We start from the raw sequence: 16352 nt of genomic DNA, 5'->3' as shown, positions 1-16352 counted from the left end.
AGCCATCTTGTATCTTGTGTTGTAAGGAACTGGGTTGCGCGTGAAGTCTTTCCGAGAGTATCGTTTTCTGATGGTCGCTGTGGCGGTCTCGCTGCTGGCGCACGGCGCCTTGCTGGCGATGCATTTTGTCGCCCCCGCACCGCAGCGGGCCGTGGCCACCGACCCCGGCCTGGAAGTGATCCTGGTCAACGCCAAGCATGCGAACAAACCGCTGAAGGCCGATGCCCTGGCGCAAGCCAACCTCGATGGCGGTGGGCAGGCCGACAAGGGCCGCGCCAAGTCGCCCTTGCCCGACATGCGCAAGGTGGAAGAGGGCGACAGCGTCAAGGCCAGCGCCCGGCGCATCGCCGAACTGGAACAAAAACAGCAGGAATTGCTGACGCAGGCGGCCAGGCCGACGCCCTACAGCGCCGCGCCTGTCACGGAAAAGGACAAGCCCAATCCCCTGGCCTCCGGTTCGGACTTGATGGAAAGCAGCAAGGCCATCGCCCGCATGGCGGCCGAGATCAGCCAGACCGTGGAAGACCAGAACAAACGTCCACGCAAGACGTTCATTACGCCCAGCACGCAGGAGGTCGGCTATGCCATGTATTACAAGACCCTGCAAAAGCGCATCGAGGAAATCGGCACGCTGAATTTCCCGCAAAAGGATGGCCGCAAGATGTATGGCGAACTGGTCGTCTACATCCCTATCTTCCAGGACGGCACGATTTACCAGAAGGAAGGCGGCGCCCGCGTGGAAAAAAGTTCGGGCAACCCGGCGCTGGACGCTGCCGCCCTGGCCATCGTGCGCCGCGCAGCGCCGTTCGGCCGTTTCCCACCGAATATGTTGTCAAGTGATAAGGATGACCTGTGGGTCGTCATCACCCGTTTCAAATTTACGCGCGAAGAAAAAATGGAAGCTAACCTGACTGGCGGCAGCAATTGAGCAAGCAAAACATCAATCCCGATCAATATTGTGTCTTCGGCAACCCCATCGCCCACAGCAAGTCCCCCTTGATCCACGCCGCGTTTGCCCTGCAGACAGGACAAGCCTTGGTCTATGAGCGTAGGCTGGCGCCGCTCGATGGCTTTGCCCTGGCGGCCCGCACGTTTGCCGCCGAGGGCGGCAAGGGCGCGAACGTGACCGTGCCTTTTAAACTCGATGCGTGCGCGCTGGCCACCGTGCTGACGCCGCGGGCTAAGGCGGCCGGCGCCGTCAATACCCTGCGTTTCGATGGCGACACCATTCTTGGCGACAATACCGATGGCGCGGGCCTGGTGGCCGACATCGTGCGCAACGCGGGCGTGAGCATTGCCGGCAAGCGCGTCCTGCTGCTGGGTGCGGGCGGCGCGGCGCGCGGCGTCGTGCTGCCCTTGCTGGAACACGGACCGCAGGAAATTTTCATTGCCAACCGCACCGTGGCCACGGCCGAGGCGCTGGTGGCGCAGTTTGCCGGTGCGGCAAGTCACGCTGCCCAGCTGCGCGCCGGCGGTTTCGCGCAGCCTGATGGCGTCTTCGATATCGTCATCAATGCCACTTCGGCCAGCCTGGCGGGCGACTTGCCGCCCGTGCCGCCTGGTATCTTCGGCAGCCATACCCTGGCGCTGGACATGATGTATGGCGCCCAGCCCACCGTCTTCATGGACTTTGCCGCGCAGCATGGCGCGCAGGTGCGCGACGGCTTGGGCATGCTGGTGGAGCAGGCGGCCGAAGCGTTTGATGTGTGGCGCGGCGTGCGGCCGCAGACGCAGGACTTGCTGGCGCAATTGCGGGGCAGCCTGTGAGCGCCGGCAAGAAGGGCCAGCGCAAGGGGGGCAGCGGCAGCCGCTACGGCTGGATCAAGTGGCTGTTCATCGTGCCCATCCTGGCCTTCATCGTCGTGCAACTGTATTTCTTCCTGCAAATCTGGTGGTGGGTCGACCATAACCCGTCCAGCACGGCTTTCATGCGCGAACAGTTGTCCGTCTTGCAGGACAAGAATCCCAAGGCCACGATCAAGCAGACGTGGGTGCCGTACGAGCGCATCTCGAACAATCTGAAACGGGCCATCATCGCCTCGGAGGACGCGAATTTCTCCGAGCACGAAGGCGTGGACTGGGAAGCCTTGCAAAAGGCATATGAAAAAAACAGCAAGAAGCAGAAGGTCGTGGCGGGCGGCTCCACCATCACGCAGCAGTTGGCGAAGAATCTGTTCCTGTCCGGTTCGCGCAGCTATGTGCGCAAGGGCCAGGAACTGATCATCACGTACATGCTGGAAAACCTGATGGAAAAGCAGCGCATTTTCGAGATTTATCTGAACGTGGTGGAGTTTGGCACAGGCACCTTTGGCGCCGAAGCGGCCGCGCGCCACTATTACAAGGTCAGCGCGGCAGGCCTGAGCGCGGGTCAGGCGGCGAAACTGGCCGTGATGCTGCCGAACCCCCGCTTTTATGACCGTCACCGCGATACGGGCTACCTGAACCGGCGTACCAGTGTCATCCTGCGCCGCATGGGAGCGGCGGAATTGCCTTGAGGGTAGCGGGCTTTCTTTGCATAAAATCAAAGCTGCCTGATTGGCACTATTGCGGCGCAGCATCTTAATCGGCCCCGCTTGGTGCAACGCCGCACTTTTTCCGTGAAAAAGCCGTGCCGGGGGTGGTCGTGAAAAGGCCTTTGCGGGTACACTTGCGCTGTTTTCATTTTTGGCGCCAGCGCCAGCACATCACGATAACCCCACATCCGGCTGAGAGCGCGCATGATCAATGTCTTTGTATTACAGAATGGCCGGCTCAACCAGGTGCCGATCGACAGCCGCGCAGACCTCGAAAATGCCGAACCGGTGTGGGTCGACCTGACCGATCCCACCGATGATGAACGGGCCTGGGTCAAGGCCATCTACAACGTCACCCTGCCGGGCGAAGACGAAGTCAAGGATATCGAAGCGTCGGCCCGCTATTACGAAGCGGAAAACGGCGACTTGCACCTGCGCACGGACTTCCTGCGCGAAGAAGACGACGGCCCGTCGCGCGTCATCACGGTCGCTTTCATTCTTGCCCGCAAGATTTTGTTTTCCATGCATACGGACGACCTGCCCGTGTTCCGCCTGGTGCGCATGCGCGCCCGTTCGCGGCCCGGCTCGATTGCCGATTACATGGACGTGCTGCTCGACCTGTACGCCACCGATGCCGAGTATTCGGCCGACGTGCTCGAAGGCATCTACCAGAACCTGGAAGAAGTCAGCACGCGTGTGCTGCAAAAGGAATTTACCGATGCGCACGCGGCTGAAGCGCTGAACGCGATTGCCCACGAGGAAGATTTGAATGGCCGTATCCGCCGCAACATGATGGACACGCGCCGCGCCGTGAGCTTTCTGATGCGTGGCCGCTTGCTCAATTCCGAGCAGTTCGAGGAAGCGCGGCAGATCTTGCGCGACATCGAATCGCTCGACGGCCACACCTCGTTCCTGTTCGACAAGATCAACTTCCTGATGGATGCCACCGTCGGTTTCATCAACATCAACCAGAACAAGATCATCAAGATCTTCTCGGTGGCCAGCGTGGCCTTCCTGCCGCCAACGCTGATCGCCAGCGTGTACGGCATGAACTTCAAGCTGATGCCGGAACTGGAATGGTCGTTCGGCTATCCCTGGGCCTGGGGCTTGATGATCACCAGCGCCATCGCGCCCTTCCTGTACTTCCGCCACCGCGGCTGGCTGAAATAAGCCGCATCGCCGGGGCGCTTCCGCGTCCCGGATTTCAAGGCGAGCGCAGCAATTTCAAAAATCGGCGATAATCACTGGTATTGCGTGGTATTGAATTGGTATTGCGTATTTGCCGTTTGATGCCTGCCGCCTGCTGTGCAGAAAAGTATCGTCATTCAGACGTTTTCTGCGTGGTGGCGTCCGCCTGTTCCACCTATGATCGTTACGATGCCGGCCTTGGCCGGCTGGCCGCCGCATTTCCCGTCACCGTTGTCTTCTGGAGAGTCCATGCCTGATACCGCCACCACCCCACCGCGCTTTACCCATCTGATCAGCGACTGCGATGGCGTGCTGATCGACAGTGAAGCCGTGGCCCTGCAAGCGCTGCTGGAATTGCTGGGGCCGCGCCTGCCGAACCTGCCCGAGGGCGTCACCCTGCAAGGCTTGATCGAGCCGCGTCTGGGCCAGCGCCTGGTGCCGCTGATGCAGGATATCTACAAGGAACTGGGCTTGCCGCAATTGCCGGCCGACGAGATCATGGCCATCGGCAATGCCGTCGACGCGGCCTGCGATGCGCAATTGCGCGCCGTGCCCGGCGTGGCGCAGGCGCTGGCCGCCATTCCCCTGCCCAAGGCCGTGGCCTCGAACAGCGTCAGCGCGCGCGTGCTGTCGGCGCTTGAGCGCACTGGCATGGCGCCTCTGTTCGATCAACGCGTGTTTACGCCGGACCTGGTGGGTCACGCCAAGCCGCATCCGGGCGTCTACCTGGCGGCGGCCGCCGCCTTTGGCGTGCCGCCAGGCCAGTGCCTGGTGCTGGAAGACAGCGTCACGGGCGTGACGGCCGCCGTGGCGGCGGGCATGACGGTTTTGGGATTCATCGGCGGCGGGCATATCGCCGCCGGCCAGGAAGCGCGCCTGAAGGCGGCTGGCGCGCATGTCGTGTTCAGCGACATGGCCAGGCTGCCGGCGCTGGTGGCCGCGGTGATGGACACCGCGACCGTGTAAAACGCTTATGCCAGTTTGGCAAACACCTTGCGCGCGGCGGCGATGGTGGCGTCGATGACGGCATCATCGTGCTGCGCCGAGACGAAGCCCGCTTCGAAAGCGGCGGGCGCGAAGTACACGCCTTCGTCGAGCATGGCGTGGAAGAAGGCGTTGAACTTGCTGCGGTCGCCCGCCATCATTTCCGCGTAGCTGGTCGGCGGGGTGGCGCTGAAATAGATGCCGAACATGCCGCCGATGTAGTCGGCGCAGAAGACCACGCCGGCCTCTTTTGCGGCGGCGGTCAGGCCTTCGGCCAGGCGCTTGGCCGTGGCGCCCAGCTGCTCGTAGAAGCCCGGCTGCTGGATCAGTTTCAAGGTGGCCATGCCGGCTGCCACGGCGACCGGGTTGCCGGACAAGGTACCGGCCTGGTAGACGGCGCCCAGCGGCGCCATGTGGTGCATCAGCGCCGCGCTGCCGCCGAAGGCCGCCACCGGCATGCCGCCGCCGATCACCTTGCCCAGCGCGGTCAGATCCGGCTTGATGCCGTACAGCGCCTGCGCGCCGCCCAGGGCCACGCGCAAGCCGCACATGACTTCATCGAAAATGAGCAGGGCGCCGTGCTGCGTGCACAGCGCGCGCATCGCTTGCAGGAACTCCGGCGTGGCTTTCACCAGGTTCATGTTGCCGGCCACCGGTTCGACGATGACGCAGGCGATCTCGGCGCCGAAGCTGTCGAAGGCGTCTTTCAGCTGCTCCACGTTGTTATAGTCGAGCACCAGCGTGTGTTTCACGAAGTCTTCCGGCACGCCGGCCGAGGTCGGGTTGCCGAAGGTGAGCAGGCCGCTGCCCGCTTTCACCAGCAGCGAATCGGCGTGGCCGTGGTAGCAGCCTTCGAACTTGACGATCTTGTCGCGTCCCGTGGCGCCGCGCGCCAGGCGCAGGGCGCTCATGGTCGCTTCCGTGCCCGACGACACCAGGCGCACCTGCTCGATCGACGGCACCAGGCGCGTGATTTCCTCGGCCATCAGCACTTCGCCTTCGGTCGGCGCGCCGAACGACAGGCCCAGCGCGGCCGCATCCTGCACCGCTTTCACCACTTCCGGGTGGGCGTGGCCAACGATGGCCGGGCCCCAGGAGCCGATGTAGTCGATATAGCGCTTGCCGTCCGCGTCCCAGAAGTACGGGCCTTCGGCGCGCGTGATGAAGCGCGGCGTGCCGCCCACGGAGCGGAAGGCGCGCACGGGCGAATTGACGCCGCCTGGCGTGGTTTTTTGTGCGCGGGCAAACAGGATGTCGTTCTGTGAAGTCGTCGTCATGATAATCGTGCCTTGAAAGTGGATCGTTGTCTGTGTCGTCTGGTCTTATTGGCCGCCGCGCTGGCGCTGCTGCCGGAACAGCCGGTTCGGCACCAGCTTGCCCATGCCGTGGCGCTGCGCGTGGGCCAGCGCGCCGGTGGTAAATTCCTGCGCCGCCACGACCACCTGCGGCACATCGTCTTCGTTTTCCGCCAGGGCCAGCAGGGCGGTGGCCGCGGCCGACAGGGTGCTGCCGGCGCCGTTGAAGATGCCCGGCAGGTGCTGCCATACGTCGTGGCGCACCACGCCGTCCTCGCCGAACAGGGTATTGGCGCGCAGCTTGCCTTCACCCGTGCCGGACTTGCTGGCGTCGGCCGGCATGCCGGTGACGAGCACGTATTCGCAGCCCAGCGCCACCAGGTAGTCGACATCGTTTTGCAGCGTGTCGTCCGGGTCGGCGTCGCGCCAGGTCTCGGCCAGGCGCTCCAGTTCCACCGGCGAGAGCACCAGCAAGGTCGTTTGCGGGATCAGCAGCTGGCGCACGGCCGTGAGGATGTCTTCGTCGTCCATGCCCTGTTCCGGCAGCGCCGAAATGAAGGGATCGAGGATCAGCGGCACGTTCGGATAGTCGGAGACGATTTCGGCGATGGCCGTGACGTTTTCCACGCTGCCCAGCGCGCCGATCTTGATGGCGGCCACGGACATGTCTTCGAGCAGCACGCGCGCCTGGTCGGAAACCCAGTCCGGATCAACCGCCTGCACGTCTTCCACGCGCGCCGTATCGCTGATCAACAGGCCCGTGGTGACCGACAGGCCATGGCAGCCGAAGGCTGAAAAGGTGGCCAGGTCGGCCTGGATGCCGATCGCGCCGACCGGATCGGACACGCCGAAGCTTAATATGAGGGGAGAAGTTTGGTTTTGCACGGCGGGTAGATTAAGATACCTAATTCAGCATTTTACTTGATTGAAGGGTGGCAGAACGTGAGTAGCAACGAAACAACGCAGCAATTCCAAACGTGGATGTGTCTTATTTGCGGCTGGGTTTATGATGAAGCGGCCGGTCTGCCCGACGAAGACATCGCTCCCGGCACGCGTTGGGCCGATGTTCCGATGAACTGGACCTGTCCTGAATGCGGCGCGCGCAAGGATGATTTCGAGATGGTGGCCATTTAATCAAGCATGATGCGCAAGCATGATGCGCAAGCACGCCGCTGCCGCCCCTGAAATCGCGGCATGCCTGTGCTATGGTATGAAAGATTGTCGAATAATCACATGACGCGACCCTTTTTGCCCGAGGCACCGTCCGATGCCGCGGGCGCCAGCGCCACGATCCTCGTCATCGACGACAGCGCGACGATACGCAGCGCGGCCGCGAAGATCCTCGGCGAGGCCGGTTATCGCGTGGTGGTGGCGGAAAACGGCTTCGAGGCCCTGGCCAAGATCGCCGATTGCCTGCCGGCGCTGATCGTGTGCGACATCGTGATGCCGCGCCTGGACGGCTACCGCACCTGTGCGCTGATCAAGGCCAGTGCGGCGCATCACGCCACGCCGGTGCTGATGCTGTCGTCGAAGGAGGGCTTGTTCGACCGCGCGCGCGGCGCCATGGCAGGCGCCAGTGCCTGCCTGGCCAAGCCGCTGGCGCGCGAGGCGCTGCTGGAGGCCGTGCGGCTGCACCTGGCCAGGCATTTTGAGTAGTGATTTATTGATTGACAACGCAGCAAGGAAGCAGATGGCCATACACACAATTCTGATCGTCGATGACTCGCCGACAGAACGCTACTACCTGAGCGAGATGCTGGTGCGTGCCGGTTATGCCGTGTTGACGGCGCAGGACGGCGCCGACGCACTGGCGCAACTGAAGCAGGCCAGGCCCGACCTGATCCTGATGGACGTGGTGATGCCCGGTGCGAATGGCTTCCAGATCACGCGCGCCATTGCCCGCGATCCCGAACTGCAGGACGTGCCGGTGATTATCTGCTCCAGCAAGAGCCAGGAAACGGACCGCATCTGGGGCTTGCGCCAGGGCGCGCGCGATTACCTGGTCAAGCCGGTGGTCGAAGCCGAGCTGCTGGCCAAGATCGCCGCGCTTTCCTGAGCATGCACACGATGCCAGGTAACGGCGTGTCCACCGCGGCTTTTGCGCCTGCCGCTGCCGCCATGCCATCGTTCGAGACGGGCGCGCGGCAGGGGCGCTTGCGCCAGTATCAGCTGCAATTGATCGAGCGGATACAGGCCGCGCGCAGCGGCGCGCTGGCGGCGCGCAAGGAATTGGGCGTGATGCTCGGTGGCCAGCCGTGCCTGCTCGACCTGACGCAGCTCGGTGAAATCGTCATCGCTGCCGGGGTGCAGATCCAGGGCGTGCCGCTGGCGCAGGACTGGTACCTGGGCCTGGCGGCCCTGCGCGGACGCCTGACGGCGGTCGTCGACCTGGCCCGCTACATGGGCGAACCGGCTTGCGCGCCGGGCAGTCACTGCCGCATCATCACTTTTTCTCCGCGCCTGGGCCTCAATTGCGCCCTGCTGGTCGAGCGCGTGCTGGGCTTGCGCCAGCTGCGCGCGATGCAGGCCGTTTCCGTGCCCGATGCGGCGCGGGGTGTGCTCCCGTCGTGGGCCGCGCAAACGCTGCGCGACAGCGAAGGGCAGCAGTGGCTGCGCCTGGACCTGGCGCAGCTGGCGCAATCGGAACGCTTCCTCGACGCCGGTTTTGGCGGCTTGGCCGAGCACAAGGACATTTGCTGATGGGCGCCCATTCCCCCATCCTGGCGGCCGGCATGCCCGAAGCGGCGGCCGACCTGCCGCTGCGCCTGCGCGACGCGCTGGGACGGCGCAAGTCGCTGGCCAGCGCCCCGGCCGGGGACTGGAAACTGCCGCTGATCGGCCATTTGCCGCTGCAAAAGCAGCTGAGCATTCTCTCGACGGTGATGGCCCTGAGCCTGGCCGCCAGCCTGCTGTTCGTCGGCCTCAACACGCGCAGCGGCAACATCGCCTCGGCGCAGACGCAACTGGCCAGCGACGCGCTGATGCATTCGCAGCGCATCGGCAAGGCCGCGCCGAACGCCGTGCAAGGCAATCCGGAAGCGTTCCGCCAGCTCGAGGAAAGCCGCAATGAACTGAACCAGGATTTCCGCCTGATGCTGCGCGGCGGGACGTATCACGGCCGCGATATCGGCGAGTCGCGTTCCGGCCTGCTGGCGGCGGTAGCCGACGCGCGCAAGAAGTGGGCCAGCAGCGACCGCGCGGCCAGCACCATCCTGCGCCTGAAAACGGAGCTCGGTGAATTCGACAAGACCTTGCAGCAATTGAACGCGCTGTCGCCGGCACTGCTGGCGCAGACCGAGGAAATCGCGGCCCTGAAGGTGCAGCGCGGCGGCAACGCGCGCGATCTGGCCGTCATCGGCCGCCTGATGATGCTGAGCCAGCGCATGAGCCGCAGTGCCAGCGAGTTCCTGTCGTCGGGCAGCATCAGCTCGGAAACGGCATTTTCGCTGGGGCGCGACACGACGTATTTCCGCACCGCCGTCGAAGGCCTGCTCAACGGCAGCGTGGCGCTGCAACTGGCGCCCACGCGCGACGCCGAACTGCGCGACCGGCTGGTGGCGCTGAAAGCCAGTTTTGATAATTACCAGAAGCTGGTGTCGTCGATACTCGACCGTCTGGATAAATTCAGTTCGGCGAAAAGCGCCGAACAGCTGATCTTCAACGAGAACGAAGATTTGCGCCAGCGTCTGACCCTGCTGCAGCAGATGTACCACGTGAACCAGGAAACGCTGGGCATGGCCTTCTGGATGATGGTCGGCGGCGTGTTGCTGACCCTGATCGCGGCGGCCGGCATCGGCAGGGTGCTGCTGCAGGACTCCGTCAACCGCACGCGCGACGCCGAGCGGCGGCGCCAGGAAGCGGAAATCCGGCGCCTGCAGTCGCAGGAAAAAGAGGAAGAGGCGAAGGCCAGGAATGAGCAGAACCAGGCGGCCATCCTGCGCCTGATGAACGAATTGCAGAAGGTCGCCGACGGCGACCTGACGGTGCAGGCTACCGTGTCGGAAGACATCACGGGCGCCATCGCCGATTCCGTCAACTATACGGTCGAGGAATTGCGCGGCCTGGTGGGCAGGGTGACGGCGACGGCCGAACAGGTCAACCGCGCCTCGACGCAGGCGCAAAGCATCTCCAGCAAGCTGCTGATCGCGTCGCAGCAGCAGTCGCGCGAAATCCAGGACGTCAGCGCCACCGTGGTCAAGATGGCCAATGCGATTACCGACGTGTCGAAGTCGGCCAGTGTCTCGGCCGACGTGGCGCGCCAGTCGGTGGCGGCGGCGCAGCAGGGTTCGACGGCGGTGGAAAACGCCATCAAGGGCATGCATGAAATCCGCGAGCAAATCCAGGATACCTCCAAGCGCATCAAGCGCCTGGGCGAATCGTCGCAGGAAATCGGCGAAATCACCGAGCTCATTTCCGACATCACCGAGCAGACCAACGTGCTGGCGCTGAACGCCGCCATTCAGGCTGCATCGGCCGGCGAGGCGGGGCGCGGCTTTTCCGTCGTCGCCGAGGAAGTGCAGCGCCTGGCCGAACGCTCGGCCGCCGCCGCCAAGCAGATCGGCGCGCTGGTGCGCACCATTCAGGCCGATACCCAGGATGCGACGCGGGCGATGGAGAAATCCACGCAGGGCGTGGTCGAGGGCGCACACCTGTCCGACGCGGCCGGCGCTGCCTTGAACGACATCAGCCAGGTGTCGAAACACCTGGCTGAACTGATCCAGGGCATCTCGTTCGCCACCGGCACGCAGGCCGGTTCGGCCAGCGGCGTGGCCCTGAATATCCAGCATATCCTGAGCGTGACGGAGCAAACCCAGGATGGCACGCAGCAAACAGCGCAGTCGATCCACAAGTTGTCGATGCTGGCGCAGGAACTGAAAAACTCGGTGTCGCGCTTCCGCGTCGCCGCCTGAACGCCGCGCCAGTCCAGGCGATTTCCTTACCGAGGCATGCATGAGCACACCAGATAGTCCGCAGCAGTCCAAGCCGTTCGACAGCGAGCCCTTGTCGTGGGTGATGGTGGAAATCCGCGAAGCGCTGGGCCGCTCGAAAACGGCGCTGTTTGAAGCCGGTGGCCGCCAGCGCGAGGAACGCGCCACGGCACTGCAGCATGCACGCTCGCACCTGCACCAGGCGCATGGCGCGCTGGTGATGGTGGACGTGGCCGGCGCCAGCCTGCTGACGGATGGCGCGGAACAGGCGCTGGCGCGTTTTCGCGACGGCAGCCTCGAATACACGCTCGACCATGCGCAAGTCGTCGCCGGACTGTATCAGGCCTTGAGCGAATACCTGGAAGACCTGGTGGCCGGCACGCCGCCGCAGCCGGTGCGTTTGTTCCCCTATTACCGCGACCTGCAAAGCATGCTGGGCGCCGAGCGCATCCACCCGGCCGACCTGTTTTTTCCGCCTGCGTCGATGCTGGAAGGGCATGCCATCGCGCTGGCGGACGCGCCCCCGGCGGCCGATTACCCGGCCTGGCGCGGCCGCTTTGAAAAGTCTTTGCTACCGTTCCTGAAGGCGCAGGATGACGCCGCGCGGCGCCAGCATGCGGGCGATTTGCACGCCACCCTGACCCTGGTGGCCGATGCGCAGCAGGAAGCGCCGGCACGCACCTTCTGGTTCGCCATGCAGGCGTTTGCGGGACTGGCGGCCAGCGGCGAGGGCATGGGCACGCGCAACGTCAAGCAGCTGTTTGGGCTGATCAACCTGCAATTGCGCCGCCTGGCACAGGGCACGGCCAGCCTGCCCGAAGCGATGCTGCGCGACGCCCTGTACTTCATCGCCGCCGCCGCCGAGCCCACATCTGAGGCACGCCAGCTGCGTGCCGCCTTCGCGCTGGAAGGCATGCTGCCCGCCGACGTGGAAACGCGGCGCTACGGCCAGGTCGACCAGGAAGCCTTGCACGGCGCACGCACTGCCCTGGCGCAGGCGCGCGCCAGCTGGAGCCGTCTGGCGCAGGCCGATCTCGATCCGGCACTGAGCACGGACTTTGACGAGTCGCTGCAAGAGGTGGCGGCGCATGTGGAGACCTTGAAGCAGCCCGCCCTGGCCAGCCTGCTGCGCGAATGCGCGGCCGTGGCGCGGCAAGCCGTGGCCAGCGGGCGCAGCGCGGCGCTGGAAAATGAAATCGGCATGGCGCTGCTGTTTGCCGACACGGGACTGGAGCAGGTGCGCCGGCTGCCCGACGATTTTGCCGGCAATGCGGAAACCATCGCCGCGCGCCTGCAGGCGCTGCTCGCTGGCGAAGCGCCGCCGCCCGTCACGGCCGGTGAGCTGTCGCGCCAGATCGAGCAGGGCCAGACCGTCGCCGCGCTGGCCGAGGACATGAAGACGGGCCTGCGCCAAGTGGAAAAGATGCTCAATGCGTATTACGCGGATGCGGCGGGGGCGGGGACGGGAACTCTCGACGGCGTCGCCCCCGTGCTGGAACAGTTGCAGCAGCAGCTGGCCGGGCTGGGACAGGAAGACGCGCGCGCCGCCGTGCTGCAGGTCGATGCGGCCGTGCGGCAGCTGGCCGCTGGCGACGACAAGGCGGAAGCCCATGCGGAGGCGCTCGACGAGATCGCGCAAAATGTCAGCGCGCTGGGATTTTTTGTCGATATGCTGGGCCGCAACGCGCAAGCGGCCAGCGGGCGTTTCCATTTCGATGCGGCCGCCGGCACCTTCCGCGCGCTGCCATTTGAAAAAGTCGCCGCCGCCGGCGCCGTGCCCGTGCCCTTGCTCGACCAGGCTTTGGCGCCGGCCGCGCCAGCCGGAGTCGATGCCGCGCCGGCCGCGACCGATGTCGACGCGGAGATGCTCGACATCTTCATTGCCGAAGCGCGCGAAGTGCTGGCCTTCGTCGACTCCACGCTGGCCCTGCCGCGCGAGCAGGCCGCCAGCGGCGACCACCTGGCCATGCTGCGCCGCTCATTCCACACCCTGAAAGGCAGCAGCCGCATGATCGGCCTGGCGCAGTTTGCCGAGGCGGCCGGCGCCATCGAGCGCGTCATGAATACCTGGCTGGCCGAGGCGCGCCCCGTCAGCGATGATCTGTTTACCCTGCTGAATTACGGCTGGTACCAGCTCAGCGAATGGGTGGCCGAGCTGGAAGGCGGCGCGGGGCGCGAGCGCGAGGCCGGCATGCTGCTGGCGGCGGCCGAGCGCGTGCGCGAAGGCGGACCGTTCGAACTGCGCAAGCCTCGCCCGGCATCGGCCGCGCCCATGGCCAGCAACGGCAATGTGATCGGACTTCCCCTGGCCACGGCGCCCGCGCTGCACGAAGCGCCTGACGATCACCTCAAGCATGTGGGTGAACTGCGCATCAGCCTGCCCTTGTACAACATCTACCTGGCCGAGACGGATGAATTGCTGCGCGTGCTGACGCGCGACTTCGGCGAATGGCGCCATGAACAGCGTGCCGTCAGCGCGGAGGCACTGCAAGCCGTGCATACCCTGGCGGGGACGTCGGGCACGGTCGGCTTTCATTCCCTGCGCGACCTGGCGCATGCGCTCGAAACGGTGATTGAAACGGTGGTGCCGCCGCTGGCCGGCCTGCGCGCGGAACAGCACGACGTGCTGGAGCAAGCCACGCAGCGCATCGGGCAAATGCTGCAGGCGTTTGCCCTGGGCGACCTGGCGCCCACGCAGCCGGACATGATCGAAGCGCTCAATACTCTGTGGCGCGCCCTGACGGCGTCGCCCGGCGAGAGCCAGGAAGAGCGGCTCGACGCCCTGTTCGCGGCCGCTTACGCCAGCATCGTCGGTGCGCCGGAGCAGCCCGCCGAGCCGGTCGCTGAAGTCCCGCTGCCGCAGCTCGAGACCCTGTTCGAAGCGACGTATGCGAGCATCGTCGCCGACGCGCTGCAGCCGGAGGCTGCCGAATTGCCGGTGCCGGTGCCGGCGCCGGCGCAGGACACGGGCGCCAGCGACGACCTGTTCGACGCCGGTTTTGAACACGCACCGCCGCTGGAACACGCGGCGCCGGAAGCGCCGGTGCCCGCCATCATGCCGGCCGATGCGGCCGCGCTGCTGGCGGCCAGCGCCGGCATCAGCGATGAACTCGACCTTGATTTATTGTCCGTCTTCCTGGAAGAGGGCGCAGACCTGCTGCCGCGGATCGGCGAGGCGCTGCGCAGCTGGCAGCAGCAGCCGCACGACAGCGGCCAGGCGCAGATGCTGCTGCGCACCCTGCATACGGTCAAGGGCAGCGCGCGCATGGCCGGCGCCATGCGCCTGGGCCAGCATGCGCATGAAATCGAGACGCATATCGAAAACATGCTGCACGCGGGCACGGCCACGCCGCAGGCCTTCGAGGAATTGCTGGCCCATTATGACCATGCGCTGCACCTGTTCGAGCAGCTGCAGCAGCCCTTGCTGCCCTTGCCGGGCATGGAAGACACGCCGGCCGCCGAACCGAAGGCGGCGCTGGTGCGCGTGCGTGCCGATATCCTCGACCGCCTGGTGAACCAGGCCGGCGAAGTGTCGATCACGCGCTCCAAAATGGAAAATGAAGTGGGCGTGCTGGGCGCCTCGCTATCCGAATTTTCCGACAACCTGGCGCGCCTGCGGCGCCAGCTGCGCGAAGTGGAAATGCAGGCCGAATCGCAGATCGCCTCGCGCATGGCCGTCGGCAGCGAGCGCGAATTCGACCCGCTCGAATTCGACCGCTTTACACGCCTGCAGGAACTCACGCGCATGATGGCCGAAAGCGTCAACGACGTGGCCTCGTTCCATGAAAACCTCAGCCTCAGCGTCGACGCGGTGACGGACGACCTGGTGCTGCAGGCGCGCCTGACGCGCGAGCTGCAGCGCGACCTGATGCAGATCCGCATGGTGCCGTTTGCCAGCATCGCCGAACGGCTGTTCCGCGTGGCGCGGCAAAGCGCCAAGGAAGTCGACAAGCGCGTCAACCTCGATATCCGCGGCGGTGGCGTGGAAATCGACCGCAGCGTGCTCGAACGCATGGCCGCACCGTTTGAGCACCTGCTGCGCAACGCCATCGTGCACGGCGTCGAGCCGCGCGAGGCGCGCCTGGCTGCGGGCAAGAGCGAGACGGGCGAGCTGCTGGTGCAGGTCAGCCAGCAGGGCAATGAAGTGGCGATCGCCTTTTCCGACGATGGCGCGGGGCTGGACCTGGAACGCATCCGCGCCAAGGCGCACGGCGCGGGCCTGGTGGCGACGGACGCGCCATTGAGCGACGCGCAGGCGGCCGAACTGATTTTCACACCCGGTTTTTCCACCGCCGACAGCCTGACGGAACTGGCAGGGCGCGGTTTTGGCATGGACATCGTGCGCTCCGAAGCGCTGGCCCTGGGCGGGCGTGTGGAAACACTGACGCAGGCCGGCCAGGGCCTGCGTTTTACCATTCACTTGCCGCTGACCCTGGCCGTGACACAAGTGGTGCTGCTGGCGGCGAACGGCAAGACGTATGCCTTGCCATCGGTGCTGGTGGAGCAGGTGCTGCACCTGAAAGGCGAACAATTGGAACAAGTGCGGGCGGCCGGGCGCATCGAGTCGCACGGACAGTCGCTGGCGCTGCACCACCTGTCGGCCATGCTGGGCGAGACGCCGGCCGCGCAAGCTACGCAGCGTCATGCGCCCGTGCTGCTGCTCCGGAATGGCAATGATAGGCTGGCGCTGCAAGTCGACGACGTGGTGGGCAACCGCGAAGTCGTGGTCAAGCACGTGGGTCCGCAACTGGCGCGCATGCCGGGCATCGCCGGCGCCACGGTGCTGGGCACGGGCGACATTGTGCTGATCCTCAATCCGGTGGCGCTGGCGCAGCACCTGGAACACCATCCGGAACTGCTGTCGCAATACGCGCTGGCCAGCAGCGAGCAGCATGCCGCCTCCAGCGCACTGGCCGTGCCGGCCGTGCGCGTGATGGTGGTCGACGATTCGCTGACGGTGCGCCGCGTGATGCAGCGGTTGTTCGAGCGCGAAGGCTATCAGGTGCTGCTGGCCAAGGATGGCCTCGATGCGCTGGAGCAGCTGCATGCGCTGGAACCGGCCGCCATGCCGGCCGTGCTGCTGGTCGACGTGGAAATGCCGCGCATGGATGGTTTTGATTTGACGCGCAATGTGCGCAGCGACGACAAGACGCGCGCCATCCCCGTCATCATGATTACCTCGCGCAGCGCCGACAAGCACCGTGCGCACGCGTTCGAGCTGGGCGTCAATGCGTATTTCGGCAAGCCGTTCCAGGAGGAGGAGTTGCTGGCGGAGGTGGGGCGGTTGTTGAGCGGTGGAGTGGCGTAACCGGCGCCAACGCCAACAATGTTGTCGGATTACGCGGGGCCTTGCCCCGCTAATCCGACCTACGCCTGTTGACTGACGGCGCATGTCGGGCAGGTCGGGTTAGCGCGCAGCGCGTAACCCGACATCACCGTAATGC

13 protein-coding genes are annotated in these 16352 nt (G+C 65.3%); 11 read left to right on the top strand and 2 right to left on the bottom strand.

From position 1 onward, the window contains the following. Positions 1–70 precede the first annotated feature (70 nt). The 5 genes from CLU91_RS12625 to CLU91_RS12605 all read left to right on the top strand — a co-directional run bounded on the left by CLU91_RS12625 (position 71) and on the right by CLU91_RS12605 (position 4667). Positions 71–928: an energy transducer TonB family protein gene (locus CLU91_RS12625; protein WP_100874440.1), complete on the top strand. Its 858-nt coding sequence runs from the start codon at positions 71–73 to the stop codon at positions 926–928. After that, complete coding sequence (gene aroE, locus CLU91_RS12620; RefSeq protein WP_100874439.1) at positions 925–1767, top strand: shikimate dehydrogenase; 843 nt, start codon at positions 925–927, stop codon at positions 1765–1767. Before CLU91_RS12625 ends, aroE begins: the two co-directional genes overlap by 4 nt. Next, positions 1749–2495, top strand: coding sequence for a monofunctional biosynthetic peptidoglycan transglycosylase (mtgA, locus tag CLU91_RS12615; protein ID WP_442906603.1), 747 nt, complete (start codon positions 1749–1751; stop codon positions 2493–2495). Before aroE ends, mtgA begins: the two co-directional genes overlap by 19 nt. 222 nt (positions 2496–2717) lie before the next feature. Next, a complete protein-coding gene (gene corA / locus CLU91_RS12610; protein ID WP_034746658.1) occupies positions 2718–3683 on the top strand; it encodes a magnesium/cobalt transporter CorA in 966 nt (321 codons plus the stop codon). Positions 3684–3950: 267 nt separating this feature from the next. Beyond that, complete coding sequence (locus tag CLU91_RS12605; protein ID WP_100874437.1) at positions 3951–4667, top strand: HAD family hydrolase; 717 nt, start codon at positions 3951–3953, stop codon at positions 4665–4667. A gap of 5 nt (positions 4668–4672) precedes the next feature. Here the strand turns inward: CLU91_RS12605 and hemL are convergent, their stop codons facing one another. Both hemL and thiD read right to left on the bottom strand, forming a co-directional pair. Then, positions 4673–5962 (bottom strand): glutamate-1-semialdehyde 2,1-aminomutase, encoded by a 1290-nt coding sequence (hemL, locus tag CLU91_RS12600; RefSeq protein ID WP_100874436.1) that lies wholly within the window; start codon positions 5960–5962, stop codon positions 4673–4675. 45 nt (positions 5963–6007) lie between these two features. Then, positions 6008–6865 (bottom strand): bifunctional hydroxymethylpyrimidine kinase/phosphomethylpyrimidine kinase, encoded by an 858-nt coding sequence (gene thiD / locus CLU91_RS12595; protein WP_100874435.1) that lies wholly within the window; start codon positions 6863–6865, stop codon positions 6008–6010. Between the two features lie 96 nt (positions 6866–6961). On the opposite strand from thiD, the gene CLU91_RS12590 reads away from it, so the two are divergent. The 6 genes from CLU91_RS12590 to CLU91_RS12565 all read left to right on the top strand — a co-directional run bounded on the left by CLU91_RS12590 (position 6962) and on the right by CLU91_RS12565 (position 16216). Continuing rightward, a complete protein-coding gene (locus CLU91_RS12590) occupies positions 6962–7114 on the top strand; it encodes a rubredoxin (protein WP_038488910.1) in 153 nt (50 codons plus the stop codon). A 99-nt stretch (positions 7115–7213) separates the two neighbouring features. Further along, on the top strand, positions 7214–7636 hold the full coding sequence (locus CLU91_RS12585) for a response regulator (RefSeq protein WP_100874434.1): 423 nt from the start codon (positions 7214–7216) through the stop codon (positions 7634–7636). Between the two features lie 34 nt (positions 7637–7670). Then, on the top strand, positions 7671–8036 hold the full coding sequence (locus tag CLU91_RS12580) for a response regulator transcription factor (protein ID WP_034746677.1): 366 nt from the start codon (positions 7671–7673) through the stop codon (positions 8034–8036). A 26-nt stretch (positions 8037–8062) separates the two neighbouring features. Beyond that, on the top strand, positions 8063–8680 hold the full coding sequence (locus CLU91_RS12575; RefSeq protein ID WP_332870891.1) for a chemotaxis protein CheW: 618 nt from the start codon (positions 8063–8065) through the stop codon (positions 8678–8680). After that, complete coding sequence (locus CLU91_RS12570) at positions 8680–10890, top strand: methyl-accepting chemotaxis protein (protein ID WP_100874432.1); 2211 nt, start codon at positions 8680–8682, stop codon at positions 10888–10890. Before CLU91_RS12575 ends, CLU91_RS12570 begins: the two co-directional genes overlap by 1 nt. Positions 10891–10930: 40 nt before the next feature. After that, positions 10931–16216 carry a hybrid sensor histidine kinase/response regulator gene (locus CLU91_RS12565; protein WP_100874431.1) on the top strand — a complete coding sequence of 1762 codons (5286 nt, stop codon included), beginning with the start codon at positions 10931–10933 and terminating at the stop codon, positions 16214–16216. The last annotated feature ends 136 nt before the right edge of the window (positions 16217–16352 follow it).

The sequence above is a fragment of the Janthinobacterium sp. 64 genome, assembly GCF_002813325.1.
Taxonomy (GTDB): Bacteria; Pseudomonadota; Gammaproteobacteria; order Burkholderiales; family Burkholderiaceae_D; genus Janthinobacterium.
This window is presented reverse-complemented; position numbering and strand designations above follow the sequence as displayed.

Excerpts from the sequence above, each read along its gene's own strand:
- CLU91_RS12565 (WP_100874431.1), top strand. The coding sequence starts at position 10,931 with ATGAGCACACCAGATAGTCCGCAGCAGTCCAAGCCGTTCGACAGCGAG.
- CLU91_RS12590 (WP_038488910.1), top strand. The coding sequence starts at position 6,962 with ATGTGTCTTATTTGCGGCTGGGTTTATGATGAAGCGGCCGGTCTGCCC.
- CLU91_RS12570 (WP_100874432.1), top strand. The coding sequence starts at position 8,680 with ATGGGCGCCCATTCCCCCATCCTGGCGGCCGGCATGCCCGAAGCGGCG.
- corA (WP_034746658.1), top strand. The coding sequence starts at position 2,718 with ATGATCAATGTCTTTGTATTACAGAATGGCCGGCTCAACCAGGTGCCG.
- CLU91_RS12625 (WP_100874440.1), top strand. The coding sequence starts at position 71 with ATGGTCGCTGTGGCGGTCTCGCTGCTGGCGCACGGCGCCTTGCTGGCG.
- CLU91_RS12605 (WP_100874437.1), top strand. The coding sequence starts at position 3,951 with ATGCCTGATACCGCCACCACCCCACCGCGCTTTACCCATCTGATCAGC.
- hemL (WP_100874436.1), bottom strand. The coding sequence starts at position 5,962 with ATGACGACGACTTCACAGAACGACATCCTGTTTGCCCGCGCACAAAAA.
- CLU91_RS12585 (WP_100874434.1), top strand. The coding sequence starts at position 7,214 with ATGACGCGACCCTTTTTGCCCGAGGCACCGTCCGATGCCGCGGGCGCC.
- CLU91_RS12580 (WP_034746677.1), top strand. The coding sequence starts at position 7,671 with ATGGCCATACACACAATTCTGATCGTCGATGACTCGCCGACAGAACGC.